General features: G+C 56.4%; 17 protein-coding genes. 8 read left to right on the top strand and 9 right to left on the bottom strand.

Annotation, left to right across the window (positions count from 1 at the left end):
• The coding region (locus tag IMQ56_RS06290) for an STY4199 family HEPN domain-containing protein (RefSeq protein ID WP_196065226.1) at window positions 1–1,369 on the top strand (1,369 nt) is incomplete at its 5' end.
• Window positions 1,370–1,426: 57 nt separating this feature from the next.
• Here the strand turns inward: IMQ56_RS06290 and IMQ56_RS06285 are convergent.
• The 4 genes from IMQ56_RS06285 to IMQ56_RS06270 all read right to left on the bottom strand — a co-directional run bounded on the left by IMQ56_RS06285 (window position 1,427) and on the right by IMQ56_RS06270 (window position 6,042).
• Window positions 1,427–3,076: an alpha,alpha-trehalase gene (locus tag IMQ56_RS06285; protein ID WP_023304590.1), complete on the bottom strand. Its 1,650-nt coding sequence runs from the start codon at window positions 3,074–3,076 to the stop codon at window positions 1,427–1,429.
• A 241-nt stretch (window positions 3,077–3,317) separates the two neighbouring features.
• Entirely contained in the window at window positions 3,318–3,605 is a 288-nt protein-coding gene (locus IMQ56_RS06280) for a hypothetical protein (protein WP_015571509.1), read from the bottom strand.
• Between the two features lie 171 nt (window positions 3,606–3,776).
• Window positions 3,777–5,129: a glutathione-disulfide reductase gene (gene gorA, locus IMQ56_RS06275; RefSeq protein ID WP_017384179.1), complete on the bottom strand. Its 1,353-nt coding sequence runs from the start codon at window positions 5,127–5,129 to the stop codon at window positions 3,777–3,779.
• 70 nt (window positions 5,130–5,199) lie between these two features.
• Entirely contained in the window at window positions 5,200–6,042 is an 843-nt protein-coding gene (locus IMQ56_RS06270) for a 23S rRNA (adenine(2030)-N(6))-methyltransferase RlmJ (protein ID WP_196063600.1), read from the bottom strand.
• 208 nt (window positions 6,043–6,250) lie between these two features.
• Here IMQ56_RS06270 and prlC point away from each other — a divergent pair, with 208 nt between their 5' ends.
• Together prlC and rsmJ are read left to right on the top strand one after the other, a co-directional pair.
• Window positions 6,251–8,293, top strand: a complete 2,043-nt coding sequence (gene prlC, locus IMQ56_RS06265) for an oligopeptidase A (RefSeq protein WP_017693817.1) — start codon at window positions 6,251–6,253, stop codon at window positions 8,291–8,293.
• A gap of 7 nt (window positions 8,294–8,300) precedes the next feature.
• Complete coding sequence (gene rsmJ / locus IMQ56_RS06260; protein WP_169811561.1) at window positions 8,301–9,053, top strand: 16S rRNA (guanine(1516)-N(2))-methyltransferase RsmJ; 753 nt, start codon at window positions 8,301–8,303, stop codon at window positions 9,051–9,053.
• Window positions 9,054–9,144: 91 nt separating this feature from the next.
• Here the strand turns inward: rsmJ and uspA are convergent, their stop codons facing one another.
• A complete protein-coding gene (gene uspA, locus IMQ56_RS06255; protein WP_003861223.1) occupies window positions 9,145–9,582 on the bottom strand; it encodes a universal stress protein UspA in 438 nt (145 codons plus the stop codon).
• Window positions 9,583–9,865: 283 nt separating this feature from the next.
• Here uspA and uspB point away from each other — a divergent pair, with 283 nt between their 5' ends.
• On the top strand, window positions 9,866–10,201 hold the full coding sequence (uspB, locus tag IMQ56_RS06250; protein WP_003861224.1) for a universal stress protein UspB: 336 nt from the start codon (window positions 9,866–9,868) through the stop codon (window positions 10,199–10,201).
• Between the two features lie 54 nt (window positions 10,202–10,255).
• On the opposite strand, the gene pitA is transcribed toward uspB, so the two are convergent.
• Entirely contained in the window at window positions 10,256–11,755 is a 1,500-nt protein-coding gene (gene pitA, locus IMQ56_RS06245; protein WP_003861225.1) for an inorganic phosphate transporter PitA, read from the bottom strand.
• A gap of 228 nt (window positions 11,756–11,983) precedes the next feature.
• Here pitA and IMQ56_RS06240 point away from each other — a divergent pair, with 228 nt between their 5' ends.
• Entirely contained in the window at window positions 11,984–13,183 is a 1,200-nt protein-coding gene (locus IMQ56_RS06240) for an NAD(P)/FAD-dependent oxidoreductase (protein WP_045338634.1), read from the top strand.
• A gap of 87 nt (window positions 13,184–13,270) precedes the next feature.
• Window positions 13,271–14,296 carry a TerC/Alx family metal homeostasis membrane protein gene (locus IMQ56_RS06235; protein WP_015571505.1) on the top strand — a complete coding sequence of 342 codons (1,026 nt, stop codon included), beginning with the start codon at window positions 13,271–13,273 and terminating at the stop codon, window positions 14,294–14,296.
• A 60-nt stretch (window positions 14,297–14,356) separates the two neighbouring features.
• Here IMQ56_RS06235 and IMQ56_RS06230 read toward each other — a convergent pair whose 3' ends face one another.
• The 3 genes from IMQ56_RS06230 to IMQ56_RS06220 form a co-directional block, all read right to left on the bottom strand.
• Entirely contained in the window at window positions 14,357–15,019 is a 663-nt protein-coding gene (locus tag IMQ56_RS06230; RefSeq protein WP_003861228.1) for an HAD family hydrolase, read from the bottom strand.
• Between the two features lie 106 nt (window positions 15,020–15,125).
• A complete protein-coding gene (locus IMQ56_RS06225; RefSeq protein WP_017384097.1) occupies window positions 15,126–15,920 on the bottom strand; it encodes an SDR family NAD(P)-dependent oxidoreductase in 795 nt (264 codons plus the stop codon).
• Window positions 15,921–15,952: 32 nt separating this feature from the next.
• Window positions 15,953–16,834: a LysR family transcriptional regulator gene (locus IMQ56_RS06220; protein ID WP_017384098.1), complete on the bottom strand. Its 882-nt coding sequence runs from the start codon at window positions 16,832–16,834 to the stop codon at window positions 15,953–15,955.
• A gap of 99 nt (window positions 16,835–16,933) precedes the next feature.
• Here IMQ56_RS06220 and IMQ56_RS06215 point away from each other — a divergent pair, with 99 nt between their 5' ends.
• Both IMQ56_RS06215 and arnB read left to right on the top strand, forming a co-directional pair.
• Window positions 16,934–17,440 carry a phenolic acid decarboxylase gene (locus IMQ56_RS06215; protein WP_048219367.1) on the top strand — a complete coding sequence of 169 codons (507 nt, stop codon included), beginning with the start codon at window positions 16,934–16,936 and terminating at the stop codon, window positions 17,438–17,440.
• Window positions 17,441–17,764: 324 nt separating this feature from the next.
• On the top strand, window positions 17,765–18,904 hold the full coding sequence (gene arnB / locus IMQ56_RS06210) for a UDP-4-amino-4-deoxy-L-arabinose aminotransferase (RefSeq protein WP_196063599.1): 1,140 nt from the start codon (window positions 17,765–17,767) through the stop codon (window positions 18,902–18,904).
• Window position 18,905 lies beyond the last annotated feature (1 nt).

Below are 18,905 nucleotides of genomic sequence, written 5' to 3'. Positions count from 1 at the left end.
GGCCTTTACGCTGCAATTACGCTTGCTTCAGCAGCGTGTTCCCCAGTATGAAAGCGGGCAGGATGTCAGCGAAAATCAGCTGATTGCGGCGATGCGCTTCGTCACCTCCCTTGAATATCTGCGTCTGCAACAGCCCCTCCTGACCTACGAAACCGGGAGGGTGCCAGAGAAGGAGAGCCAGCTTCAGGCGCAGAAACAGGTGCGTGCCATTGAGCTGATGATTAAAGGGCTGATACAGCAGGCGTGGCCCGATCCGGTGCGGCTGAATAATCATCTTAAGACCTTGTTTAACGCTGAACGCGTGCGTCGCTGGCTGAAAAACGGTGAGATTAATGATGTTCTGAGCGGCATGTTGTTCAGCGAACTGGCCCAGCTGCTGGTGGATAAAAAAGAATTTAGCCGCTACTACGCGCCGCTGTTTAACGCTCCGGACATGCTGACGCTGCTGGTAGAGCCCCGCAAAACCCTGCAAACCTTCCTCGAAGATATTCGACAAATCCGCAACAGCATCACCGTGCAGCAGCCGTTAAGCGGGGCGCAAATCCAGCTGCTCGACTGCTATTACACGCAGATCACCCGCTCCGTTCAGCGCGCGTTTGAGGAAGGGCGGACACGCGTTAACCCGGCGGCGCTGATGGCGGTGGACGAAAGCGAGCTGCACGCGTTCTGGGAAAAGGCGCAAAAAATGGACCGCACCACAGGCGGCGATCTTTTTGAAGTACGCGACAGCATAGAAAAACCGACTCAGCGCGCCGCGCGTACGCCAGAGCAGCGCGAACAGCTGATTTCCGGCGTGCTGTGGGGAGCGGTTGGCGTGATGGTTATCGCGATTGTCGTGGGGGGATTCTGGCTGGTGACCAGCAGTAAACCGCAGCCGGCTGTGGCCAGTACGGCATCTCCCGCGCCGGTGCAGGAGATGCGCGAGACGCCTTCCTCGCGCGAGACGTTAACCCGCATGGGTGTTACCTGGGATGAGAATAATTTCCGCTCGGCCATCAATCGCAATGACACCCGCGTGGCGCTCCTGTTTTTGCAGGGCGGGATGGACTGGAAAATGTCATGGACGGAGGAGGCGTTGTCGGCAGGCTACGACGATGTGCTGGAAGTAATGTTGCGCTACCGCCTGCAAATGACAGAGCAAAAGCCCTGCCGACGCTTTATTAATACGCTTAGCCATGCGATGGCGAACGGCGAATCGCTGACGCCTATGCGTAAGCAGTACCTGGAAGCATTCTGTACCGTTCCCGCGGTGGTGAAACGCCAGCAGCACGACGCCGATATGGCAACGCGCCGCGCGAAGACGCAGCCCGATGCCAGCACAAAAAAATGGCAGTCCATCCAGACTGCCATTTATGAGGTGATCCGCTGATTATTTTTCCCCCTCACCCTGCCCCTCAGGGGAGAGGGGCAGGGTGAGGGGTGAGGCTCAGGGCTCCCCATACAGCCCAATCAACCGCCGCACCACGCCATTCGTCCAGCCGAAGCCATCCTGCAACGGATACTCACCCCCGCCACCTTCGCGTGGCGTGCTGCTGGCGATGTGGTACTTCTCAATCAGCTTATAATGGGTTTTGTAGTAATGGTTCACCGTGTGCAGCCAGCTCCAGGCGATCTCATCTCCCAGCGAGTCGTTGCCGTACTGCTTGAACCCCTGGATCGCCATCCACTGGAGCGGCGCCCAGCCGTTCGGCTTATCCCACTGCTCCCCGGTTTCATATTCGGTGGCGAGAATACCGCCCGGCGTGAGCAGACGGGCTTTAACGGCATCGGACAGCCGTTCAGCCTGCTCATGCGTCGCCATGCCCACATACAGCGGCACAATGCTGGCCGCAGAGAACAGCGCCAGGGCTTCACGCCGCCAGTCGTAATCACGATAACAGCCGTTCTCTTCGTCCCACAGATAGCGGTTCACCGCCGCGCGCCGGTCGCTGGCTTTCTGGCGGAACAGATCAGCCGTCTCTTTATCCCCTTTCGACGCGGAGATATTGGCGATAGCGCTCTCCAGTTTGAACAGGAATGCGTTCAAATCAATGGGGATAAATTGTGTCGTGCGGATGCTGGCCAGCCGCGCAGGATCGCGCAGCCAGCGGGATGAGTAATCCCATCCTGAGGCTGCCCCGGCGCGCAGGTCGCGATACACCTCGTTCGGCGGACGACCGGAATGACGGGCGGTTTCCACGTCCTCAATCCACGATTCATCTCGCGGCGTGTCGCGATCGTCCCAGTAGCGGTTGAGCAATGAGCCATCCGGCATGCGAACCGCACTGCGATAGGCCTGATTGAGCAGCAGCGATTCCGCCCCGTCCATCCAGAAGGCGTACTCCATCTTAAGATGCTCAAGATAGCGCTTCGCCCCGCGCACGCCGTCCTCTTCAAACAGCTCCACCATCAGGGCAAAAACGGGCGGCTGGGAGCGGCTGAGATAGTAGGTACGGTTGCCGTTCGGGATATGGCCGTAGCGCTCTATCAGCCAGGCGAAGTTATCGGCCATACATTTCAGCAGATCGTTACGACCGCTTTCAGCAAGCCCCAGCATGGAGAAGTAAGAGTCCCAGTAGTAGGTCTCACTGAATCGCCCGCCGGGCACAATATAGGCCTGCGGCAGCGCCAGCAGCGACGACCACGGGATGTGATCCTGCGGCTCACGCGTCAGCACCGGCCACAGATTATCAATATGTTCTTTCAGGGACAGGCCGGGGTCAGAGACGTACTCTTTGCTGTAGTCCTCCGGCAGCCAGAAGTGATTCTCCACAAAGCGCGCCAGGTCAAAATCACGGTGACGACGCACCTTGCGATAGCGGATCAAAATATCCAGCGGATCCATCTTCGGCGCGCAGTCGGGAAAGGTTTTGCTGTCCGCAAACAGCCGCGACGACTGGACGTGTTCAAACAGTTCAAGGTAGCGGTCTGCGGGCGTAAGGGCATCGGACGCCGGCAGCCCTTCAATCATTTCCGGTTCCGGCTCTGCCTCGATCATCTCATCCAGTTTTAACTCACAGGGATCGGTTTCGTAGCGCAGCTCTTCTGCAATCTCGAACTCGATATCCTCGGCAGTCTGTAGTTTCTGGTTGAACATGGTGTTCAGGACCTCCGGTTTTTGTCGTAACCAATACGGGTTTTTCCCGGCTATCTTTAAAGCGTAGACATTCGCTTCGGTTAATGCGGTGCGAAGTGTGCGGTAGATCACGCTTTCAAAATGGATTTAAACACGCTGAAAGTCAGATATCCCTTTGATTATGAAATTATTAAATCAGAATCTTTGGAAACAGAGCAGGAATAAAATTCAGAGCATTCGGTATTCTGCATATAAGCACGGATTAATGTGCCTGACGCGCATCGCCCTGAAGGCTGTTGGCGGTTTGATTGGCTTTCTGGCTGGCGCCTTCGCTTTTATCCATCGCTTTGCTGGCCGCTTTTTCCGCATGGGCGGCGCTGTACGCAGCCAGATGGGAAATCACGATGGCGTAAATGCTCATTAACGACACCCACAGAATGCTGTTTTTCCACCACAGCAGGGTAGGAATAGTCAGTATCGCCCATACCAGCGCGAGTACAAGGTGCATTTTGGCCATCAGTTTTGCGGTGATCTTTACGTGCATTTTCATATCTCTAATCTTTTTCCGTAGTAACAGGCGAACGCGTAGCGCTTTCTAAGATTAGTTAATTCCACCGCGGGTACCGGGTTATTTTGTTACCGTTTGTACAGCCGTTGGGTTTACCTGCCCAGGGCATAAAAAAACCGGCCAGCTGGCCGGTTTTGTTGCGGATCAGACGGATCAGCGCATAGTCACAAACTCTTCCGCCGCAGTCGGGTGGATCGCCACGGTGTTATCGAAGTCTTTCTTCGTTGCGCCCATCTTCAGTGCCACCGCGAAGCCTTGCAGGATCTCGTCCATGCCGAAACCAATGCCGTGGATGCCGACGATCTTCTCCTCCGGGCCCACGCAGACCAGCTTCATGCGGCATGGCTGACGGTGCGAGGTGACCGCGGTATACATCGCGGTAAACGCCGATTTATACACTTTCACCTGGTCATCGCCGTACTGCTCACGCGCCTGCGGCTCGGTTAAGCCGACGGTACCGATTGGCGGGTGGCTGAAGACCACGGTCGGGATGTTGCTGTAGTCCAGATGTTCGTCCGGCTTGTTATTAAACAGACGCTCGGAAAGACGACGCCCCGCCGCCACGGCAACCGGCGTCAGCTCTACGGCGCCGGTGTTATCACCGACGGCATAAATGCCCGGTACGCTGGTGTTCTGGAATTTATCAACGACAATGTAGCCTTTTTCATTGGTTTTCACCCCGGTTGCGGCCAGATTGAAGTTGTCGGTGGCCGGTTCACGACCAATCGCCCAGATCAGGCAATCAACGGTCTGGCTGCGACCATCTTCCAGCTCCAGAGTCAGGCTACCGTCCGCATTTTTCACCACCGCTTTTGGCACGGCGTTGGTGTGCAGGGTTGGGCCTTCGGCGTTCATCACCTCGACCAGCGTGTCGACGATCAGCGGGTCAAAGCTGCGCAGCGGCGCGTGTTTACGCACGAACAGGTGCGCTTCCGCTCCCAGGCCGTTAATCACGCCGGCCAGCTCAACCGCGATGTAACCTGCGCCCACAATGGCAACGCGTTCTGGCAGAGCAGGCAGCTCGAAGAAACCGTCGGAGTCGATACCGTATTCCGCGCCCGGAATGTTCGGGTGGCTCGGACGGCCACCGGTGGCGATCAGGATGTGATCGGCGGTGATCGTCTCGCCGTTCACTTCGATCGTCTTCGCATCCACGAAACGGGCGAAGCCGCGGATCACGTCGACGTTATTCTTGCCCAGTACGTTATCGTACGAGGTGTGAATACGGTCGATGTAGGCGGTACGGCTGGCGATCAGTTTATCCCAGTCGAAGTGGTTGATGGTGGTGTCAAAGCCGTAGTCCGGGCCATACATATGGATAGCTTCACGGATTTGCGCGGCATGCCACATCACTTTCTTCGGTACACAACCCACGTTCACGCAGGTGCCGCCGAGTTCTTTGGCTTCAATCAGCGCACACTTCTGGCCGTACATGGCTGCACGGTTGATGGAGGCGATGCCGCCGCTGCCGCCGCCGATTGCGATGTAGTCATAATGCTTAGTCATAGCGTTGTCCTTAATCGTGAATTGCCGCGATTGTATACCTGAAATCAATAGTTTCCACCGATGGCTGCGATTACTCCGGCACGATCCAGCTCACGGTGGCGTGACCCGTACCGGCTGGCACCAGCGTTTTGTGCAGCCACGGCAGCACGTTGTTCATCTGTGCTTCGAGCTTCCACGGCGGGTTAATGACGATCATGCCGGACGCGGTCATGCCGCGCTGGTCGCTGTCAGGGCGCACCGCCAGCTCAATTTGCAGGATTTTACGAATGCCGGTCGCTTCGAGGTCTTTGAGCATGCGTTTAATTTGCGCGCGCAGCACTACCGGATACCACAGGGCATAGGTGCCGGTCGCAAAGCGTTTGTAACCTTCGTTAATGCCGGTCACCACCGCCTGATAGTCGGTTTTGATTTCGTACGGCGGGTCGATCAGCACCAGGCCGCGACGGGAAACCGGCGGCAGTTTGGCTTTCAGCTGCTGGTAGCCATCGGCTTTGTCCACGCGGGCGCGGTTATCTTTCTGAAACTCAGAACGCAGCAGCGGGAAGTCGCTCGGGTGCAGCTCTGTCAGCTGAAGGCTGTCCTGCTCGCGCAGCAGCTGGCGGGCAATAAGTGGTGAACCCGGGTAGTAACGCAGCTGGCCGTTGCGGTTGAAGTGATTCACCACGCCAATGTACGGCTCCAGCTCGGCAGGCAGATCGTCCTGCTGCCAGATACGCGCAATCCCTTCCAGATATTCACCAGTACGCTCGGCATGCTCGCCGCTCAGCTGATAACGGCCCGCGCCCGCGTGGGTGTCCAGATAAAGGAACGGTTTATCCTTTTCTTTAAGCGATTCGATGATCAGGCTCTGAACGGTATGTTTGAGGACGTCGGCGTGGTTGCCTGCGTGGAAGCTGTGGCGATAACTGAGCATGGGTAATGATATTCCGCTGAATTGACGATTTGCCACAGTTTACAGCAGAACGGCACAGATTACCCGCAGGCCCGGTAAGCGCAGCGCCACCGGGCGTTTTTCGACAACCTTCGGCATTGAAATCCTCTACACTTAACCCCATTACTGAAAACAATATGCACAGCGCCGGATGCGCGCTTCATTCATCTATTTCAACAGGACAGCGTTTATGACCAATCCATTACTGACGCCTTTTTCGTTGCCACCGTTTTCTAAAATCCTCCCTGAGCATGTGGTTCCGGCCGTTACCCAGTCGCTGAACAACTGCCGTGCGGCGGTAGAAAACGTGGTCGCGCAGGGCGTGCCGTACACCTGGGAAAATCTGTGTCAGCCGCTGGCCGAAGTGGACGACGTGCTGGGGCGTATCTTCTCCCCGGTGAGTCACCTGAACTCGGTGAAAAACAGCCCGGAGCTGCGTGAGGCCTACGAACAGACCCTGCCGCTGCTCTCTGAGTACAGCACCTGGGTCGGTCAGCATGAGGGGCTCTACAAAGCCTACCGCGACCTGCGCGACGGCGACCACTATGCCGAACTGAACACGGCGCAGAAAAAATCGGTCGATAACGCCCTGCGTGATTTCGAACTGTCCGGGATTGGCCTGCCAAAAGAAAAACAGGTTCGCTACGGCGAAATCGCCGCGCGCCTGTCCGAGCTGGGCAACCAGTACAGCAACAACGTCCTCGACGCCACCATGGGCTGGACGAAGCTGATTACCGATGAATCTGAACTGGCGGGTATGCCGGAAAGCGCGCTGGCGGCGGCAAAAGCCCAGGCCGAAGCGAAAGAGCAGGAAGGCTTCCTGTTAACGCTGGATATCCCAAGCTATCTGCCGGTGATGACCTACTGCGACAACCAGGCCCTGCGCGAAGAGATGTACCGCGCCTACAGCACCCGCGCCTCCGATCAGGGGCCGAATGCCGGTAAGTGGGATAACAGCCCGGTGATGGCGGAGATCCTCGCCCTGCGCCACGAGCTGGCACAGCTGCTGGGCTTCGACAGCTATGCCGATAAATCCCTTGCCACCAAAATGGCCGAGAACCCACAGCAGGTGCTCGACTTCCTGACCGATCTGGCGAAACGCGCCCGTCCTCAGGGTGAAAAAGAACTGGCTCAGCTGCGCGCCTTTGCGAAAGCGGAGTTCGGCGTGGACGAGCTTCAGCCGTGGGATATCGCGTACTACAGCGAAAAACAGAAACAGCATCTCTACAGCATCAGCGACGAACAGCTGCGTCCGTACTTCCCGGAAAACAAAGCCGTTAACGGCCTGTTCGAGGTGGTGAAACGCATCTACGGCATTACCGCGAAAGAGCGTACCGACATCGACGTCTGGCATCCGGACGTGCGCTTCTTCGAGCTGTATGACGAGAAAAACGAGCTGCGCGGCAGCTTCTATCTGGATCTTTACGCGCGTGAAAACAAACGTGGCGGGGCGTGGATGGACGACTGCGTGGGCCAGATGCGTAAAGCGGATGGTTCCCTGCAAAAACCGGTCGCCTACCTGACCTGTAACTTCAACCGCCCGGTGAGCGGCAAACCTGCGCTGTTTACCCACGATGAAGTGATCACCCTGTTCCACGAGTTCGGTCACGGCCTGCACCACATGCTGACCCGCATCGAAACCGCTGGCGTCGCCGGTATCAGCGGTGTGCCATGGGATGCGGTCGAGCTGCCAAGCCAGTTTATGGAAAACTGGTGCTGGGAGCCGGACGCGCTGGCATTTATCTCCGGCCATTACGAAACGGGCGAACCGCTGCCGAAAGAACTGCTGGATAAAATGCTGGCGGCGAAAAACTACCAGGCGGCGATGTTCATCCTGCGTCAGCTGGAGTTCGGCCTGTTCGACTTCCGCCTGCACGCCGAGTTCAGCCCGGAGCAGGGGGCGAAAATCCTCGAAACCCTGGCTGAGATTAAAAAGCAGGTCGCGGTTATTCCAGGCCCGACCTGGGGACGCTTCCCGCACGCGTTCAGCCATATCTTCGCAGGCGGGTACGCCGCAGGCTACTACAGCTACCTGTGGGCCGACGTGCTGGCGGCGGATGCCTTCTCGCGCTTCGAAGAAGAGGGGATTTTCAACCGCGAAACCGGTCAGTCGTTCCTTGATAACATCCTGACGCGCGGCGGTTCAGAAGAGCCTATGGAGCTGTTCAAACGCTTCCGTGGCCGCGAGCCGCAGCTGGATGCGATGCTGGAGCATTACGGAATCAAAGGCTGATTGCTACGTGAAGATCTGCTTAGTAGATGAAACAGGCGCCGGGGACGGCGCCTTATCTGTTCTGGCGGCCCGCTGGGGGCTGGAACATGATGAAGACAGCCTGATGGCGCTGGTGATGACGCCGGAACATCTGGAGCTGCGCAAGCTCGATGAGCCAAAGCTTGGCGGGATTTTTGTCGATTTTGTCGGCGGCGCGATGGCGCACCGGCGTAAGTTTGGCGGCGGTCGCGGTGAAGCGGTGGCCAAAGCGGTCGGCATTAAAGGCAGCTATCTGCCGGACGTGGTGGATGCCACGGCGGGGCTGGGGCGCGATGCCTTTGTGCTGGCGTCTGTCGGCTGTCGGGTGCGGATGCTGGAGCGTAATCCGGTTGTCGCCGCGCTGCTCGACGACGGGCTGACGCGGGGCTACGCGGACCCGGAAATCGGCCCGTGGTTACAGGAACGTTTGCAACTTATTCATGCCTCCAGCCTGACGGCGCTGACCGATATCACCCCGCGCCCGCAGGTGGTCTATCTCGACCCCATGTTCCCGCATAAGCAGAAAAGCGCGCTGGTGAAGAAAGAGATGCGGGTGTTTCAGTCTCTGGTGGGGCCAGATTTAGATGCCGATGGCCTGCTGGAGCCGGCTCGTCAGCTGGCGACGAAGCGGGTGGTGGTGAAGCGGCCGGACTATGCGCCGCCGCTGGCGGACGTTGCGACCACTAACGCGGTGACCACCAAAGGACACCGATTTGATATTTATTCGGGAACGCCAGAATAAAAAAGCCGGGTGGCGGCTTCGCCTTACCCGGCCTACATTCAGTGCCGCTTGTAGGCCCGGTAAGCGTTAGCGCCACCGGGCTTTTTTGCACTTACTCGTCTTCTTCGTCACGCAGTGGAACAATCAGCATATCCACGTGTACGGTGTTAATCAGCTGGCGCGCGGAAGACATCAGCTTGCTCCAGAAGTCCTGGTGATGACCGCATACCACCAGGTCCATATCGTATTTCTTAATCGCATCAACCAGCACCTGGCCCAGATCGCCGCTACCGCTTAAGGTTTCAGTGATTGGATAGCCCGCGTTGGTAGAAAGCTCGCTCAGCGCGTGATGAGTCTCTTCGGAGATGCGTTTCTGCATATCGCCGAGATTCACGTCGATCAGACCGGTGTAGAGGTCGGAGTAATTCACATCAACGTGAATCAGCGAAACTTTCGCGTTGTAGGGACGTGCCATGGATACTGCTTTATCAACCAGCACTTTACTCTCCGGGGAGAGGTCTACCGCGATGAGAATGTGTTTGTAAGCCATAGTGTTACTCCTTCCTTAAGTTATCGATGACTAAATGGGAAAGCCGTCGTCTGATGCTTTCATTACGGCCCAGTTAAACATATTTTTCAAGCTTTGGTGTTGATAACGATTAACCTTGTGGCAAAAAAATTAACGGATCTCCTACACTATTTAATGAGCCGTTCGGATATTAAAACGCGAACCGGATCGACTTTTGGTCATTCTTTCACTGAACTGTCTGTCAGGGCATTGGGGTGCGGTAGCTCAGGAGCCTTGCTTCGTGGGCGGACGCCGGGGAGGATGTATGATTAGCACCGTCGCATTGTTTTGGGCGTTATGCGTGGTTTGCATAGTGAATATGGCGCGCTACTTCTCATCGTTACGTGCGCTGTTAGTGGTACTTCGTGGTTGCGATCCGTTGCTTTATCAGTATGTGGACGGTGGAGGGTTCTTCACCTCGCACGGACAGCCCAGCAAGCAGATGCGTCTGGTGGGGTATATCTACTACCAACGCTACCGCGATCACCACGATGAAGAGTTTATCCGTCGCTGCGAGCGCCTGCGTCGTCAGTTCATTTTGACCAGCGCCCTGTGTGGTCTGGTTGTGGTGAGTATGATTGCGCTCATGATTTGGCACTGAGCATAAAAAAAGCGGGCCAGTTTCCTGACCCGCTTTTTTGTCGCCTTCAGCCGATTAAATCAGCTTCAGCGAAATCCAGTACAGACCGCCAGACAGCAGGATGGACGCCGGGAGGGTGAACACCCAGGCCATCAGAATGTTGGTCACGGTTTTACGCTGCAAACCGCCGCCGTCAACAATCATGGTACCTGCCACGGACGAAGAGAGTACGTGGGTGGTGGAGACTGGCATACCGGTGTAGCTCGCCAGACCGATAGATACCGCTGCCGTCATCTGCGCGGACATACCCTGCGCATAGGTCATGCCTTTCTTACCGATCTTTTCACCGATGGTGGTCGCCACACGACGCCAGCCAATCATCGTACCGATACCCAGCGCCAGCGCGACCGCCATGATGATCCAGATTGGCGCGTACTCAATGGTGTTGAGCATATCGCCTTTCAGTTTCTTCAGCAGACGTTGGTCGTCAGCATTAACCTCTGGCAGCTTCGCGACTTTATCCGTCACGTCGGAGATACAGAGCATGATGCGACGCAGTTGACCACGCTGTTCAACAGCCAGTTTGTCATAGCTTTCGATATCGGCCAGCATACCTTTCGCACGTTCCAGCGCGTTAATCGCGTTTGCCGGATGGCAATGGAACTCGCCCGGTGCCGTCGTTGCGCCTGACTCCGGAGAAGGAATCAGCTGGTCCACGCCGGTCGCTTTCTTCAGCAAATCAGGATGCTGCTGGAAGTAAGTCTCAACGTTGTTTACCGCATCACGGGTACGGGTGATTTCGTAACCGGAGGCGTTCATGTTAACCACGAAGCCCGCCGGTGCGACGCCAATTAGAACCAGCATCACCAGGCCGATACCTTTCTGACCATCGTTCGCGCCATGAGAGAAGGCGACGCCAATAGCGGAAATGATCAGCGCGATACGCGTCCAGAACGGCGGCTTTTTCTTGCCGTCTTTCTTCTCACGCTCTGCTGGCGTCAGATGGATACGCGCACGTTTTTTCGTGTTGCTCCAGTAGCGACGCAGGATGAAAATCAAGCCACCCGCCACCACCAGACCGACGATAGGGGAGATGATCAGAGAGCCGAAAATACCGAGAACTTTCGGGATATTCAGCGCATCAACGACGGAGGTCCCGGTCATCAGGGCATTGGTTAACCCGATACCGATAATCGCGCCGATGAGGGTGTGAGAGCTGGATGCCGGCAGGCCGAAATACCAGGTACCGAGGTTCCAGATAATCGCAGCAAGCAGCATTGAGAACACCATGGCCAGGCCATGACCGGAACTCACGTTAAGCAGCAGATCCGTTGGCAGCATATGCACAATGGCATACGCAACGCTCAGTCCGCCCAGGAGGACACCAAAAAAGTTAAATACCGCCGCCATCACGACCGCAAGCTGCGATCGCATTGCGCGAGTGTAGATAACCGTTGCTACTGCGTTTGCAGTGTCGTGGAAGCCGTTGATCGCTTCGTAAAACAGCACAAAAACCAGAGCAAGCAATAATAAAAGCCCGGTATGTAAATCCAGGCCGGCAAACAAATGTAGCATAGGACGTTACGCCATTTTGAGGACATGAACGCGGCGCATTATCCAGGACAAATGCGCAACGGGCAAAGTGAAATATAGACTTTTTTTGACATACCACCTGATTTGAGAAATGTGCCTGAAAGGATAATCTTTAAATATCAATGAAATGGCTTTGTAATATCTTTTTACGCTGGTGCGACCACTGAGGAAACTTTACAATCCGCGGCAGTTAACGAAGAGGATTTTGACGTGGAAAGGTTTGATGCCGTAGTAATTGGCGCCGGTGCGGCGGGTATGTTTTGTGCGGCGATGGCCGGACAAGCCGGTCGTCGCGTGCTGCTGCTGGATAACGGAAAAAAGCCTGGCCGCAAGATCCTGATGTCTGGCGGCGGGCGATGCAACTTTACTAATCTTTATGTCGAGCCTGCGGCCTATTTGAGCCAGAACCGTCATTTTTGCAAATCTGCGCTGGCGCGCTACACCCAGTGGGATTTTATCGAGCTGGTGGGTAAACACGGTATCGCGTGGCATGAGAAGACGCTGGGGCAGCTGTTCTGCGACGACTCCGCGCAGCAAATTGTCGATATGCTGGTGGCCGAGTGCGAGAAAGGCGGCGTAGTTATGCGCCTGCGCACCGAAGTGCTGGACGTCGCCCGTGACGAGCAGGGCTACACGCTGCAACTCAACGGTGAAACCGTCAGCGCCGATAACCTGGTGATCGCCAGCGGCGGCCTCTCGATGCCGGGGCTGGGCGCTTCACCGTTCGGCTATAAAATTGCCGAGCAGTTTGGCCTGAAGGTACTGCCCACCCGCGCCGGGCTGGTACCGTTCACGCTGCATAAGCCGCTGCTGGAACAGCTTCAGACGCTCTCCGGCGTGTCTGTGCCGTCGGTCATTACGGCCGAAGACGGCACGGTGTTCCGCGAAAATCTGCTCTTTACCCATCGCGGACTCTCGGGCCCGGCGGTATTGCAGATCTCCAGCTACTGGCAGCCGGGGGAGTTTGTCTCCGTAAACCTGGTGCCGGACTGCGATCTGGACGCCTTCCTTAACGAGCAACGCGCCGCGCATCCGAATCAAAGCCTGAAAAATACCCTGGCGATGCAGCTGCCGAAGCGTCTCGTGGAGTGCTTGCAGGTATTAGGGCAAATTCCGGATGTCGCGCTCAAGCAGCTCAACAGCCGCGAGCAGGAAGCGCTGGTGGAGACGCTGACGAACTGGCGCGTACAGCCAAACGGCACCGAAGGCTACCGCACGGCGGAAGTGACGCTGGGCGGCGTGGATACAAACGAACTCTCATCCCGCACGATGGAAGCCCGCAACGTGCCGGGTCTTTATTTCATTGGTGAAGTGATGGACGTGACCGGCTGGCTCGGCGGGTATAACTTCCAGTGGGCGTGGGCCAGTGCCTGGGCATGCGCGCAGGCACTCGCTGAAAAGAACGGTTAATATTTATTTTTTTAGCGTGCTGCGTCCTTAACGGGTCCACGCTTTTTATTGTGTGCATGGTGTTTTGTCTTCTTAAAAGGGTTGTCTATGTCTGCTGCTCATCTCGGTTTCCCGACGGAAACCGTTGTTGTCTTCGTGGTGATGGCCGTTGGGGCGATGTTTATCGACCTCTTCATGCACCGTCACGATAAACCGATCTCGCTGAAAAGCGCGGTCATGTGGTCCATCTTCTGGGTCATGATGGCGATGGCCTTCGCCGGATTCTTATACGTGCACCACGGCGCGGAGATGGCCAGTCTGTTCCTGACCGGCTATGCGCTGGAAGAGGTGCTCTCCGTCGACAACCTGTTTGTGATGATGGCGATCTTCGCCTGGTTTGGCGTGCCGGATAGATATCGTCACCGCGTGCTCTACTGGGGCGTGCTCGGGGCGATTGTGTTCCGTGGTATTTTTGTTGCCATTGGCACCAGCCTGCTGAGCCTGGGACCGTATGTTGAGGTCATTTTTGCGCTGGTCGTCGGCTGGACGGCGGTGATGATGCTGAAACGCAATGAAGAGAGCGATGAAGTAGAAGATTACTCCAACCATCTGGCGTACCGCCTGGTGAAACGCTTCTACCCGGTGTGGCCAAAAATCAGCAGCCATGCGTTTATCCTGACCCAGAAAGAGGTGGATGCCGAACTGGAGAAGCCTGAAAACAAGGATGTGATGGTAGGCCGCGTGAAGAAGGCGAAGCGCTACGCGACGCCGCTGCTGCTCTGCGTCGCGGTGGTGGAGCTGTCCGACGTGATGTTCGCCTTCGATTCCGTACCCGCAATCATCGCCGTCAGCCGTGAGCCGCTGATCATCTACAGCGCCATGATGTTCGCGATCCTCGGCCTGCGTACCCTCTACTTCGTGCTGGAAGCGCTGAAGCAGTATCTGGTGCATCTGGAGAAAGCGGTGGTGTTACTGCTGTTCTTCGTGGCGTTCAAGCTGGGGCTGAATGCGACCGACCACTTCTGGCATCACGGTTATAACATCGGCGCCACGGCAAGCCTGTTTGTGGTGCTGGGGGTACTGGCGCTGGGGATTATTGCGAGCGTGATGTTCCCGGGAAAACGTGAGGCCTGATGTACCGCTTTTCTCCCTCTCCCTGTGGGAGAGGGCCGGGGTGAGGGCACCGGGCCGCACCTAACCCTTAATTGGTGAATTTCGGCGCTTGCTCGGATGATGAAAATGCCGCCAGTGCGGATCCTGCGCCGCCGCCAGCAACTCGTGGTCGCCACGCGTGTCGCCCCAGGCGCGCAGGTGATACGCGTTCAAATCCCCATACACCTTCTCCAGCCTCGCCACCTTCTGGGCACAACGGCAGTTGTGGCCGGTGATCCGCCCGGTCAGCTTGCCGTCTTTCACTTCCAGCTGCGTGCCAATCAGCTTAATGCCGAGCTTATCGGCCCACGGCTGCAATACCAGCGCCGGGGAAGCAGAGCAAATCGTCACTTCCGCACCGGAATTGACCTCGTTGGCGACGGCCAGCACACCTTCCGGGCGCATCAGCTTGTTCCAGTATTTTTCACAGAAGGCTTCCGCCTGCTGACGTAACCAGTGCTCATCCACCCCCGTCAGGAAGGTTTTGATCAACACCTCTTTCAGCTCATCTCGCGTCAGCTTGCGGCGCACACAGTGCAGCGTAGGCAGGGCCATGCGCACCAGTCGGCCAGCAAAGTAGCGCTTGCCAAAGGCAAAGCGCAGGAACGGGATAAAACTGTCGTGGTGCGTCAACGTACCATCAAAGTCAAAGACAGAGAGCACGCTGGACTTCGCCACGGCTTCGTCGGCAATCATATTGGTCATAAATACGTCTTAGCTGAAATACACATTCTGTTCACTAGTTTACCTGCTTTACCTTCACAGTCCTTATATCAGGTCGCATTTTTTCCTGAACCTGTGGCCTGACGGGTCAAACAATGTCATCCACCACGCCGCCGTCAACGCGCAGCGCCGCGCCGGAAGTCGCGGAGGCCTGCATGGAACAGACATATACCACCATATTTGCCACTTCTTCCACCGTGGCGGCGCGCTGGATCACCGAGCTGGGGCGATTCGCCATCACGAACTCTTTCGCCAGCTGTTCCAGCGATTTACCGGTTCTTTCGATCTCGTCTTTCATCATCGCGGCAAAACCGTCCGACATTGTCGGGCCCGGCAGCACGCTGTTCACCGTCACGCCACTGCCTGCCACGAACTTCGCCAGACCGCGCGCCAGCGAGAGCTGGGCGGTTTTTGTCACGCCATAGTGGATCATATCCGCAGGAATATTGCAGGCCGATTCTGACGAGATAAACACTACCCGACCCCAGCCCTTTTGTACCATGCCGGGCAGCAGGGCACGGGAGAGGCGCACGCCGGACATCACGTTGGTCTGCCAGTAGCGTTCCCAGGTCTCGTCGTCGGTGGAATAAAAATCCTGCTGGCCATAGATCCCGGCGTTATTCACCAGAATATCGACGTGCGAGGCGACCCTGAGCAGTTCGTCAACGCCCTCCTGCGAGCTTAGATCGGCTATGGCGGCACGGACCTGTACGCCCGGCACCACCTGCTGTAGCGCCTGAATGCCTTTGTTCACCGAGTCGACGCTGCGCCCGTTCACGATCACTTCCGCACCGCTCTCCGCCAGCCCGCGGGCGATGGCAAACCCAATACCGCCGGTGGACGCGGTCACCAGCGCTACTTTCCCCGTTAAATCAATTTTCATCATTCGCTCCTTGTCATCTTATGGTTCAAAACTTAAAGCGTAGCAGTTGACGATGACGGCTCCTGTTTAAAAAGGCGCAACAGCGTCTCAACCTGCTCGTCCAGCGGGCTGAGGGTGCGTTTGACGATGAGGTGCAGCGGCGTGGCGCGACGTACGCCGTGGCTGAGCGGCAGCGTTTTAAGGATGCCTTGCTGGAGCGGGGTCTGAATGCGTTCTTCCGGTAACCAGCCGTATCCAACCTGATACATCACCGCTTCGATCGCGGCATCGATGGTGGAGAAGGTCCACGACTCCCCGGTGGGGTGAGCGGTGGGCTGGCTGTCTGCGATCTGAATGCGCGGCCACGGTCGTAGCATCTCGTCGTTAAGCGGTGTATCCAGCGCAAACAGCGGGTGAGCGTGATGCGCGACGGCAACAAAATCGATATTCATCAGCCATTCCCCCAGGCCGGTAATGTCCTGGCGGCGGGTTAAGACCATCACGTCGGCTTCATCATTGAGCGCATCCGCGCGGCTGTTTTCCAGCACCTCGGTAAGCCGCACCTGCGTTTGCGGGTACAGCTGCTGAAACTGGCGCAAAATCGCGAACAGCCGGCTGCGCGGAAAAATACTGTCTACCATCAGGTCGATACGGGTTCGCATCCCGCTGCGCAGGGTCGCAGCGCGCGTTTCAACATAGGCGAAGGCTTTCAGCAGCGGTTTAACCTGATTCAGCAACAGCTCACCCGCCGGTGTCAGCACGGCACGCCGTCCCTCTGTCATCAGGAGCGCCACGCCCAGCCGCTCCTGCAACAGCGACAGGTTATAGCTGACCGAGGACTGGCTGCGGTGGGTCTCTTCCGCCGCCTTAGCGAAGCTGCCAGCCTCGATGACTCTCTCCAGCAAGGCCCACTGTTCGAGCGTCGTCTTGTGCATAATTAATCTAAATTTTGGATGAATTTGATTCAAACATAGCGTTATTTATTCATTTTTTGAAGGGGTACGATCGTCTCATCAAAACAAAGGAGACATCGTATGAGCACCTTCGATAAACATGATTTAAGCGGCTTCGTCGGCAAACATCTGGTATATACCTACGATAATGGCTGGAATTACGAAATTTACGTTAAAAACGAAAACACCCTGGACTACCGTATTCACAGCGGCCTGGTGGGCAACCGTTGGGTGAAAGATCAGCAGGCCTACATTGTTCGCGTTGGGGAGAGCATCTATAAAATTTCCTGGACGGAGCCAACCGGTACCGACGTGAGCCTGATCGTGAACCTGGAAGACAGCCTGTTCCACGGCACCATCTTCTTCCCGCGCTGGGTCATGAATAATCCGGAAAAAACCGTCTGCTTCCAGAACGATCACATTCCACTGATGAATAGCTACCGTGATGCCGGGCCAGCGTATCCAACCGAAGTGATTGATGAATTTGCCACCATCACCTTCGTGCGCGACTGCGGTGCGAATGACGACAGCGTTATTGCGTGCGCGGCCAGCGAGTTGCCAAAAAACTTTCCTGATAATTTAAAATAAGCGCGACAATTAACTAAAAAGAAAAGTTCCCGACTCATTTCATATTTATTGGAAATGGTCGGGGATTTTTTTATTTGTTGATGTTTGGTTTAGATAATTGACTTTAATACGGTGAGCGGAATCACATAATAAATAATTCATAATTACTTAACCTATTGTTTAATAATAAATTTATATCAATTCATTCCTCCTTTTTATCACCATCTTAATTTTTCCCTAAGAAATGAACGTTACCTTGAGATGAGTTTATGGTTCGTTGAAATAAACGCATCGGCATTTGGTTAATATCAAAAAGTTGCCATGCATAACTCAAGGAAATTAATAATGCGTGATTTTTTGCCTTTTTCCCGGCCCTCAATGGGCGCGGAGGAAATCGCCGCGGTACAGGAGGTATTAACCTCCGGCTGGATCACCACCGGGCCGAAAAATCAGATGCTTGAAGAGGCGTTCTGTACGCTGACGGGAAACCGTCATGCGATTGCCGTCTCCTCTGCCACGGCGGGGATGCACGTCACCCTGATGGCGATGGGGATTGGTCCCGGCGATGAGGTGATTACGCCCTCCCTGACCTGGATATCGACGCTGAATATGATCGTGCTGCTGGGTGCCATACCGGTGATGATCGACGTCGACAGAGACACGCTGATGGTGACGCCTGAAGCGGTCGACGCCGCCGTTACGCCTCGCACCAAAGCCATTGTGCCGGTTCATTATGCGGGTGCGCCGTGCGATATTGACGCCATCCGCGCCGTCGGTGAACGTCACGGTATTCCTGTCATTGAAGACGCGGCCCATGCCGCCGGAACGTACTACCACAGCCGTCATGTGGGCTGGCGGGGCACCGCAATTTTCTCCTTCCATGCCATCAAAAACATGACCTGCGCCGAAGGTGGGCTGGTGGTGACGGATGACGAGCAGCTGGCGCAAAACATCCGTAGCCTGAAATTCCACGGTCTGGGCGTTGATGCCTATGACCGCCAAACCCATGGCCGCGCGCCGCAGGCCGAGGTCATCACCCCGGGTTTTAAATACAACCTCGCGGATATCAACGCCGCGCTGGCGCTGGTGCAGCTCGGCAAGCTGGGCGAAGCCAACAGGCGCCGTCGCGACATTGCCGACCGCTACCTGCTTGAACTCTCGGATACCCCTTTCCAGCCGCTGTGCATTCCGTCCTGGCCGCATCTGCACGCCTGGCACCTGTTTATCATTCGCGTGGATGAGGCCCGGTGCGGCCTCTCGCGTGATGCCCTGATGGCCGCGCTGAAGGAGCAGGGCATCGGTACGGGCCTGCATTTCCGTGCGGCACATACGCAAAAATACTACCGCGAGCGTTTCCCTGATGTGTCGCTTCCGAACTCTGAATGGAACAGCGCGCGTATTTGTTCTCTCCCTCTTTTCCCGGACATGACCCATGACGACACAACCCGCGTCATTACCGCGCTCCATCAGCTTGCAGGACATTGAT

This window comes from Enterobacter sp. Res13-Sevr-PEC09-46, assembly GCF_015672585.1.
GTDB lineage: Bacteria > Pseudomonadota > Gammaproteobacteria > Enterobacterales > Enterobacteriaceae > Enterobacter > Enterobacter hormaechei_C.
The sequence above is the reverse complement of the archived record's forward strand: the minus strand, read 5'-3'. Positions and strand labels throughout refer to the sequence as shown.

Bases quoted from the DNA above. Each gene is read 5' to 3' on its own strand.
- IMQ56_RS06285 (WP_023304590.1), bottom strand. From the start codon at position 3,076: ATGTTCAACCAGAAACTACAGACTGCCGAGGATATCGAGTTCGAGATT.
- IMQ56_RS06280 (WP_015571509.1), bottom strand. From the start codon at position 3,605: ATGAAAATGCACGTAAAGATCACCGCAAAACTGATGGCCAAAATGCAC.
- gorA (WP_017384179.1), bottom strand. From the start codon at position 5,129: ATGACTAAGCATTATGACTACATCGCAATCGGCGGCGGCAGCGGCGGC.
- IMQ56_RS06270 (WP_196063600.1), bottom strand. From the start codon at position 6,042: ATGCTCAGTTATCGCCACAGCTTCCACGCAGGCAACCACGCCGACGTC.
- prlC (WP_017693817.1), top strand. From the start codon at position 6,251: ATGACCAATCCATTACTGACGCCTTTTTCGTTGCCACCGTTTTCTAAA.
- uspA (WP_003861223.1), bottom strand. From the start codon at position 9,582: ATGGCTTACAAACACATTCTCATCGCGGTAGACCTCTCCCCGGAGAGT.
- uspB (WP_003861224.1), top strand. From the start codon at position 9,866: ATGATTAGCACCGTCGCATTGTTTTGGGCGTTATGCGTGGTTTGCATA.
- pitA (WP_003861225.1), bottom strand. From the start codon at position 11,755: ATGCTACATTTGTTTGCCGGCCTGGATTTACATACCGGGCTTTTATTA.
- IMQ56_RS06235 (WP_015571505.1), top strand. From the start codon at position 13,271: ATGTCTGCTGCTCATCTCGGTTTCCCGACGGAAACCGTTGTTGTCTTC.
- IMQ56_RS06230 (WP_003861228.1), bottom strand. From the start codon at position 15,019: ATGACCAATATGATTGCCGACGAAGCCGTGGCGAAGTCCAGCGTGCTC.
- IMQ56_RS06225 (WP_017384097.1), bottom strand. From the start codon at position 15,920: ATGAAAATTGATTTAACGGGGAAAGTAGCGCTGGTGACCGCGTCCACC.
- IMQ56_RS06220 (WP_017384098.1), bottom strand. From the start codon at position 16,834: ATGCACAAGACGACGCTCGAACAGTGGGCCTTGCTGGAGAGAGTCATC.
- IMQ56_RS06215 (WP_048219367.1), top strand. From the start codon at position 16,934: ATGAGCACCTTCGATAAACATGATTTAAGCGGCTTCGTCGGCAAACAT.
- arnB (WP_196063599.1), top strand. From the start codon at position 17,765: ATGCGTGATTTTTTGCCTTTTTCCCGGCCCTCAATGGGCGCGGAGGAA.